This window comes from Endozoicomonas atrinae (assembly GCF_001647025.1).
In the GTDB taxonomy this organism is placed as follows: Bacteria; Pseudomonadota; Gammaproteobacteria; order Pseudomonadales; family Endozoicomonadaceae; genus Endozoicomonas; species Endozoicomonas atrinae.
This window is the reverse complement of sequence record NZ_LUKQ02000767.1, coordinates 1-533: the sequence shown is the minus strand read 5'-3', so window position 1 is coordinate 533 and position 533 is coordinate 1. Positions and strand designations below refer to the sequence as shown.

The following is a 533-nucleotide window of genomic DNA, read 5'->3' as shown; positions in this document are numbered from 1 at the left end:
GAGTTTGAAGTGGTGGGCTGGGGAGCAGGAGAAGAGAGCTGGTCTATTGATTATGTGCGCCTTTATGGCGATCTGTCTCGTCCGGAAATCTGGTCCATTCTTGCGGACCGGTTGAGGAAACCTTACCGCAGGCAAGATGGTGTACTGATGAATCTGGCTCAGATCTGTATGGACTCTGGCGGCCACTTTACCGATGAGGTCTATGCCTTTTCAAGAAAGCATGGAACGGACTGGTTAATACCGATCAAAGGAGCATCTCAATCGGGTAAACCCATTGCGACCTTCCCAAAGACAAAGAACAAGAAAGGCATCTATCTGACTCTCGTAGGAACGGATACTGCGAAAGAGTTGATCTACCAGCGTTATCGTATTCTTGAGCCTGGCGCAGGCTACTGCCACTGGCCCATTGCAGACTGCTTTGATGAGGATTACTTCAAGCAGGCCACGGCAGAAGAGAAGGTACGTAAATACAAGCACGGCGTTGCCTACTTTGAATGGGATGCCAAAAAGAAGCGCAACGAAGCACTGGATTG

General features: G+C 49.7%; 1 protein-coding gene. It reads left to right on the top strand.

Annotated elements, in window-relative coordinates; translation table 11 throughout:
- Window positions 1-533: terminase gpA endonuclease subunit (locus tag AK963_RS30525; protein ID WP_175404793.1), on the top strand; the 533-nt coding region annotated here is incomplete at both ends.